At 43.8% G+C, this 7,693-nt stretch carries 6 protein-coding genes and 1 pseudogene; all 7 read right to left on the bottom strand.

Features of this window, described 5'->3' with window-relative positions:
- On the bottom strand, positions 1–1,238 hold a 1,238-nt coding region (miaB, locus tag VZ94_RS09940; protein WP_045779112.1), incomplete at its 3' end, for a tRNA (N6-isopentenyl adenosine(37)-C2)-methylthiotransferase MiaB.
- Positions 1,239–1,444: 206 nt separating this feature from the next.
- Positions 1,445–1,639 (bottom strand): hypothetical protein, encoded by a 195-nt coding sequence (locus tag VZ94_RS25520; protein ID WP_131655527.1) that lies wholly within the window; start codon positions 1,637–1,639, stop codon positions 1,445–1,447.
- A gap of 386 nt (positions 1,640–2,025) precedes the next feature.
- Positions 2,026–3,804 (bottom strand): MMPL family transporter, encoded by a 1,779-nt coding sequence (locus tag VZ94_RS09935; protein ID WP_239649810.1) that lies wholly within the window; start codon positions 3,802–3,804, stop codon positions 2,026–2,028.
- 25 nt (positions 3,805–3,829) lie between these two features.
- The gene (locus VZ94_RS28690; protein WP_239649809.1) at positions 3,830–4,048 is read right to left on the bottom strand and encodes a hypothetical protein; all 219 of its coding nucleotides are present in this window, start codon (positions 4,046–4,048) and stop codon (positions 3,830–3,832) included.
- On the bottom strand, positions 4,049–4,669 hold the full coding sequence (locus VZ94_RS28685; protein WP_239649808.1) for a hypothetical protein: 621 nt from the start codon (positions 4,667–4,669) through the stop codon (positions 4,049–4,051).
- A gap of 187 nt (positions 4,670–4,856) precedes the next feature.
- A pseudogene (gene parC / locus VZ94_RS09930) lies at positions 4,857–7,089 on the bottom strand (DNA topoisomerase IV subunit A).
- Positions 7,089–7,592, bottom strand: a complete 504-nt coding sequence (locus VZ94_RS09925; protein ID WP_439097726.1) for an acyl-CoA thioesterase — start codon at positions 7,590–7,592, stop codon at positions 7,089–7,091. The pseudogene parC and the gene VZ94_RS09925 overlap by 1 nt, the downstream one beginning before the upstream one ends.
- Between the last annotated feature and the right edge of the window lie 101 nt (positions 7,593–7,693).

Here is a 7,693-nt window from a genome sequence, read left to right as displayed (position 1 = left end):
ATGAAATTAACAACCCGATTATTTTCCGTTCGCCCTTGCATTTGCAATGGATTCTTTTTCGATTGGCCTTCAACTAAAACGGTTTGTACGGTATCTACCATGCTTGCTGAAATGTTCGCAGCTAAAGTCTCGATACGGTGTTGCAATTGTTCTAAACGCTGTTTTTTTACTGCCATAGGCACGTCATCAGGTAAATCAGCTGCAGGCGTGCCGGGGCGTTGGCTATAAATAAAACTAAACGAATGGTCAAAACCAATTTCATCAATTAATGCTAGCGTATCGGCAAATTCAGCATCGGTTTCACCGGGAAAACCGACAATAAAGTCTGATGATAAGCTAATAGTAGGTCGCACGGCTTTAAGTTTTGCAATGGTTGCAATATAGTCGTCACGTTTATGGCCGCGTTTCATGCGTTGCAAAATGGTGTTACTGCCGCTTTGCACCGGTAAATGTAGGTGATTGACTAATTGAGGGATTTCGGCAAATGCATCGATTAAATTATCGGTGAATTCAATTGGATGTGAGGTGGTAAAACGAATCCGGCCTATGCCTTTTATTGCGGCAACATAGTGTAATAACAACGCAAAATCAGCGATGTCGCCATCTTTCATTAAGCCACGATAGGCGTTGACATTTTGACCTAACAGATTGACTTCTTTAACACCTTGTTCGGCCAGGGCGGTAATTTCAGCAAGCACGTCTGCTAATGGACGGCTAATTTCTTCGCCTCGGGTATAAGGTACGACACAAAAACTGCAATACTTGCTACAACCTTCCATCACTGAGACAAAGGCTTTTGGCCCTTCGGCGCGGGGTTCGGGTAACGCGTCGAATTTCTCAATTTCAGGAAACGAAATGTCGATAACCGGTTTCTTTTTGGCACGGGCTTGATCGAGTAGCTGAGGCAGTCTGTGCAAGGTTTGTGGGCCAAACACAATATCAACAAACGGGGCGCGTTTTTGTAAATCTGCGCCTTCTTGGCTAGCTACGCAGCCACCGACGCCGATGATGACATCAGGACGCAAGTCTTTAATTAAACGCCATTGACCTAAGGCCGAAAAGACTTTTTCTTGGGCTTTTTCTCGAATAGAACAGGTGTTGAGTAACAATACATCGGCTTGTTTGGGGTCATCGATTAATTCAAATCCATGAGAGGCATGTAACACATCGCGCATTTTGCCTGAATCGTACTCGTTCATCTGGCAGCCATTGGTTTGAATATACAGTTTTTGAGTCATTTTTTAGTTTGTATTCCTCGAAGGTACAGGGATAAAACAGGCAACTATGCACGATAGATTACCCGTCATAAAGTATTAGCGGATATTATAACCTGAACCACGCCTGAACCAACAAGGGCAGGATTGAATTCTAACGTTGAATTGCTAACTTTTTGATAAATAAGATAACGTGAGGAAACGAGGAATAGGTAATGCTTGCCGTAAGCTTAGAAACTTACGGCGTCGATAGGGGATTTTTTTAAAGCCGTTAAAAACAATTGCCACACTGTCTTTTTAGCGTTGGCATTAAGACAGCGGAAGTCAACCGCATGGACGTAGCCGTGTGAAATTAATGATTCTAATACCTCACGCGAAATAGCAATATGAACGAGTTGATTATCCATTAGCGCATACCAGGTCAAGATGAATGTGTCTTAAATGATAATGATTCTTATTTAAATGTCAAGATAAGTACCGATCAAGCAATAAAATCATTAAAATCAATGGAATATTTAGCTGCCAACGTAAGGCAGGACAGGGTATTCAGGGAGCAGGACGCCGTAAATACATCCCTGTAGGCTTGGCGGCAGCATCCCTGCTGCCAACACCTGCACCCTAAATACCCTGTCCCTGCTAAAGTGTGTAGCCGAATATTTTTATAGGTATTCATCGTTCCCACGCTCTAGCGTGGGGAGCGTAGCCAGGACGCTCTGTGTTCGGTTGCGCACCGCCGGAGCGGTTGCAGAGCATTCCCACGCAAAGCGTGGGAACGATGAACGTAACGCTGCTCTTCCATACATCGCCATAATTAGCCTCTTTTTAACACCAACTTACTCAACGCCGGTAATATCACAAACGTACTGGTCATAATCCAAAAAATGCCTATGGTAATGACGACGCCCATGCTGGCTATGCCTTGATGTGGTGAAAACGCTAGACCGGCAAAGCTTGAGCTTGTGGTTAATGCGCCGTAAAACATGGCGCGTGCCGTACTGGATTGGTAGATGTTTTGTTTTTCCGATAACGACGCTCTGAGTTTTTCTACCATGTGAATACCGTTATCGACACCAAAACCTAATAATAATGGCAATGCGATGATATTAGCGAAGTTAACCGGCGTATGGGTGAGTACCGTGCTCGCCATCGTTAACACACCGGCTAGTAATAAAGGCGTCATGATTAATAAGGTGTCGGTAAGGTTACGGCGAATCGCGTATAACACGATTGCAATGGTGATAATGGCAATGGCAATAGCTTGTTCAAAGGCTTTAACGACGGCTTGCATGGATTCCCAATACAATACCGGTAAATCCGTTGCATCGGGAGCGATGGTTTGCACATCGGTAATGAAGCGCTCTAATTCACTTAATTCATTTAAATCGCGTTTTGGATAAATTTGAATGCGATATTGACCATCTTTGCTTAACCAGCGCTCTTTAAGGTCCACCGGTAAATCGTTTAACGTTACGGTATCGGCATTTAAACCGATTAATAAGTCATTCATTACGCTAGGCAAAGTGCCAATCACCGTGGTTTGCATGGTTTCCATGAACACATGGCGGCTGGTTTGTTGACGGTTGTTGAGCTCCAACAATAAACCTTGTAGTTCTGTTTTAAATTGGTTGAGAACAGCGATTTCTTTGGCATTGATTTTACCCGGCAAAACCGTATCTAGCGTAGTTAGCAAATGCTCAATACCGAGAACCGGATTCGGGTCATCGCTTAAGACGGGGAACTTAGTGGTATTTAAGCCTAATGTTAAGCTCATTTGCTCAATAATCGCGAGTTTGTCGTCTTGGTCTTCGGGAATAAAATCGTATAAGCTCACGGTTTTTTCAACCGTAGGCAGGGCTTCTAATTGCTGTTGCAGTGTTTTAACCTTAGCCTCGCTATCGACTAGTACGCTGAGTGTCATCGGCGAAGTGTCTTTATCTTTTAGTAAATGCTTAAACGCAATAACCGAGTCGGTGTTAGGGTCGCGTAAGTTTATTGGGTTAAAATCGGTTTCAACTCTGCCTAACAAGGCTAAGCCAAGCACGGCCAAGATACCGACGATTACGGTAATAGGTTTGGCATAATGCAAGGTAAACTGTGCTAAGTGCTCTGGGATTTGCACTAACCAGCTATCATCCGCTTCACGTTTAGGTGTTAAGTTTATCGGAATGAGCTTTAATATTACTGGTAAGACAATAAGCGTGACCGATAAGCAAATAAATAAGCTACTACCGGCTAATAAGCCAAGTTCTGAAACACCTTGATAATCCGTTGGAATAAACGCGTATAAACCTATTGCGGTTGTACTTGCGCAGAGTAATAACGAAGGGCTGGTCGCAATCAATGTGCCGCGTATGGCTTTCTCGCGGCTAATGTGATGCATTAAATTGTCTTTATAGCGTAAGCAAAAATGTATTGCGTATTCCACGCCTAAGCCGATATTCGTTACCGCAAACGCAACGGAAATTAAATTCAGTTCTTTAACCGCCAATGCGGCAAACGCGCCGCATAAAATCATACCTAAACTAATCGTTATTACGGTGGCAACACTTAGCCAAAGCGAGCGGTAGGCTAATAATAGAATACCTACCACAAACACCGCTGAGAAAATGCTGGCATTAAAACGTGCCGTTGCTCATGCCCGATAGCTCATCATCTTCTAAGCCGACTTCGCCGGTTATCCAGACTTTTACTTTCGGTAAGCCAGGCTCTTGAATCGAGTTAATGCCTTTATGTATCGCGTTTATAGCGTGTTCGGCGGGGCGAATTTGGTTGTAATCAAACTTAGGCCGAAGTTGAATAAAAACTGCTGGTTGGCGACATTTTTTTGCCTGCAATCAACTGTTGCAAGATAACAGTTGGTCACCTCCGTTTAAACCGGTGTGTAAGGCGGTTGCGACTTTTTCAATTAACGATGGTAAATCTAACGGTAAATCGGTAGCCGCATCGGTGGCTGTTAACGCGTCATCAATAATCGAGAAAAAACCGGTTAAATTGGTTTGCTGGGCAATCCTACCGATAAAGGGTTGCGCTTCCGCCATCGTCGTCGATAGCTTTTGCAAGTCATTGACATCTAAATACAACAAGCCATTACGCCGGAAGTATTCGTTGTCGCTAAGCGTGTATACCGACTCAAAATTATCTTTGTCTGCGGCTAGTAAGCGGCTTAGTCGCAAGCTTGCTGCTTTCGTTAATTCAGGCGTACTGGACTCGACCACTAACAAAATTGTGCGCATGTCTTGCGGAAATGCTTTCTCGAAATTACGGCGATTTTGTTGAAAGCGGGCTTCTGGCGCGACTAAATCAGTGGTATCGGTATTAATACTTAAGTTTTCGGCGGTATAAAACCATGCGCCGACAATTACCAACAACGACGCGATGAATACCCACACGGCATGACTTAAACTCCAATCGGCCCAACGCGTTAATAAACGGTGGCTAAGCTTTTCTTGTGACATATACTTTAAGCGGTTAAGTTTTCGGTTTTTAGGTGGGTGCGCTGCGCGCACCTTTATAACATCATTAGAAATCAATGAAAAAGGTGCGCACAGCGCACCTTACGGCAACACAAGATACCGAACGTGACCGTTCAGAGTATAAGGTTTTTATGGCTACACCCTGTACTGCCTTAAGTGGGTAGCCGCTTTATAGTACGGTTATTCCGTCGATGCGTTGATAGCCTCTAGGTAATTGCACACCTCGGTTTGCCCGCTGACTTTGGTAGCGATCTAGGTCATCAGGTTTTAACGTTACACTTTGTTTGCCCGCTTGAATTTTTAACGCCTGTGTTGTTGAAAAAACAACTAATGCAACGACTTGATCTCGCCCTGTGGATAGCTCGTCGGCAGTGATTTGAATCAGCTTATTACCTTTACCCCGAGCTAGCACAGGTAATTCAGCGACAGGAAAAATTAGCAGACGTCCTTGTTTAGTGGCGACGGCCAGACTATCGTTTTCGTTGTTAATGACTTGCGGTGCAAGGAGTGACGCGTGTTCAGGTAAACTAATCACCGCTTTACCGGCACGATTTTTAGTCACTAATTCTTGTACTTGCACACGAAAGCCGTAACCATGACTACTGGCTAAGACATAATAATCTTCTAAACCACCGGACAATAGATGGACAAAGTTTGCACCGGCTTGCGGATTAAGTCTAGCAGTTAATGGCTCGCCGTGGGTTCTTGCTGACGGTAAATCATGGCTTGCTGTGTTATAGACTTTGCCTGTTGAGTCAAACACATAAACCGGTTGTGTTGACCTTAATTTTAATGCTGCTCTAAAGCTATCGCCAGAACGGTAGCTTAAACCGCTTATATCAATGTCATGGCCTTTAGCGGCGCGAATCCAACCTTTTTCTGATAACACAACAGTTAATGGTTCGTTGCTAATCAGCGCTGTGCTTGCCATTGCTTGTGCGGCTTCACGTTGCACGATGGGTGACATACGCGCATCGCCATATTTTTCAGCATCTTGGCTGAGTTCTTGTTTGATTAAAGCATTTAATAGGGCAGGGGTTGCCAGTAATTCTTCTAATTTTGCCCGCTCTTGTGCTAATTCATCTTGCTCGCCACGAATTTTAAACTCCTCTAATTTAGCTAAATATCTTAATTTTAATTCTAAAATCGCTTCAGCTTGAATATCGGTGAGTTCAAAACGTTGCATTAATACTGGCTTAGGGTGGTCTTCATGGCGAATAATTGCAATAACTTCATCAATATTCAAATAAGCGATTAATAAGCCCGCTAAAATATGTAAGCGCGCTAATACTTTTTCTAAGCGATAGTGCAAACGCTTACGCACGGTCTCAGTACGAAAATTAAGCCATTCCGTTAAGATTTCTGCTAACCCTTTTACCTTAGGTTTACCGTCTAAGCCAATCATGTTGAGATTAACGCGGTAATTTTTTTCTAAGTCTGTCGTGGCGAACAAATGCGACATGACGGCATCGACGTCTAACCGTTTAGATTTGGGAATGATTAATAAGCGGGTAGGGTTTTGATGGTCCGACTCATCGCGCAAGTCGTCAATCATCGGTAGTTTTTTTTTCTAGCATTTGCTGAGCAATTTGTTCCATCAGCTTAGCGCCAGAGACCTGATAAGGTAGCGAGGTAATCACAATGACACCATCTTCGATTTCATAGCGTGCCCGCATTTTGACCGAACCGGAACCCGTTTCGTAGAGTTTGCGTAAGTCTTGTGTGGGCGTAATAATTTCGGCATTGGTTGGATAGTCAGGACCTTGTACATGCGTCAACAAGTCATCTAGTGTGCTATCGGGTTGCTCTAATAATCGAATACACGCAGACGTGACTTCTTTAAGATTATGCGGCGGTATATCGGTTGCCATGCCTACCGCAATACCCATCGTGCCGTTTAATAAGATATTCGGTAAGCGCGCAGGTAAAACTTGGGGTTCTTTTAAGCTACCATCGAAATTATCAGTCCATTCAACGGTACCTTGACCGAGTTCGGATAATAAACTTTGCGCGTAACCGGTTAAGCGCGATTCGGTGTAACGCATGGCCGCAAACGATTTTGGGTCATCTGAGGAACCCCAGTTGCCTTGGCCATCGATTAATGGATAACGGTATGAAAACGGCTGTGCCATTAACACCATTGCCTCATAACACGCTGTATCGCCATGTGGATGGTATTTACCTAATACATCCCCTACTGTTCGCGCTGATTTTTTAAATTTAGCTGCCGCTGTTAAGCCTAATTCCGACATGGCATACACAATACGTCGTTGCACGGGTTTTAAACCATCGGCGATGTTCGGCAAGGCCCGGTCTAAAATCACATACATCGAGTAATCTAAATAGGCTTTTTCGGCAAATTCCTTTAACGGAAGTTGTTCAAAATTATCTGAGACTGCCACTAAAAATTATCCTCGTCATTTCCTTGTAACGCCTGGCTTTTAGCCAAACTTTCTTTGCGTAATGCTTTGCGTATTTCAGCTGCTTTAAACCAGTTGTGTTCGTCTTCGGTTTCTAATTGTAAGGGGGGAACTTGAATGGGTTTGCCATCTTCACCGATGGCGACCATCGTAAAGTAACACGAAGTGGTATGGCGTTTTTCGTAAGTACATAAATGCTCGGCCACTGCTTTAACACCCACTTCCATAGAAGAGCGCCCAACATAGTTAACTCGGGCGTAAAAAGTCACTAATTCACCGACATTGACGTGTTGTTTAAAAAAGACTTGGTCTAAGGCTGCCGTGACCACGTAATTTTTACAGTATTTGGCAGCGCAAGCATAAGCCACTTGGTCTAATAGTTTTAGTAACGAACCACCGTGGACTTTGCCAGAAAAATTAGCCATATCGGGCGTCATTAACACCGTCATGGTTAATGTTTTCTCTTGTTTACTATTTGTTTCCAATCTCATATCTCTGGAGTTAACAATGCCTTAGCATTAGCGAAAACCTGCTATTTTACACCAGAGCGAGCGGATAATGCTGCCGCTAAACGCGTTGAAGAAAG

The sequence above is a fragment of the Methylocucumis oryzae genome (genome assembly GCF_000963695.1).
Taxonomy (GTDB): Bacteria; Pseudomonadota; Gammaproteobacteria; order Methylococcales; family Methylomonadaceae; genus Methylovulum; species Methylovulum oryzae.
This window is presented reverse-complemented; position numbering and strand designations above follow the sequence as displayed.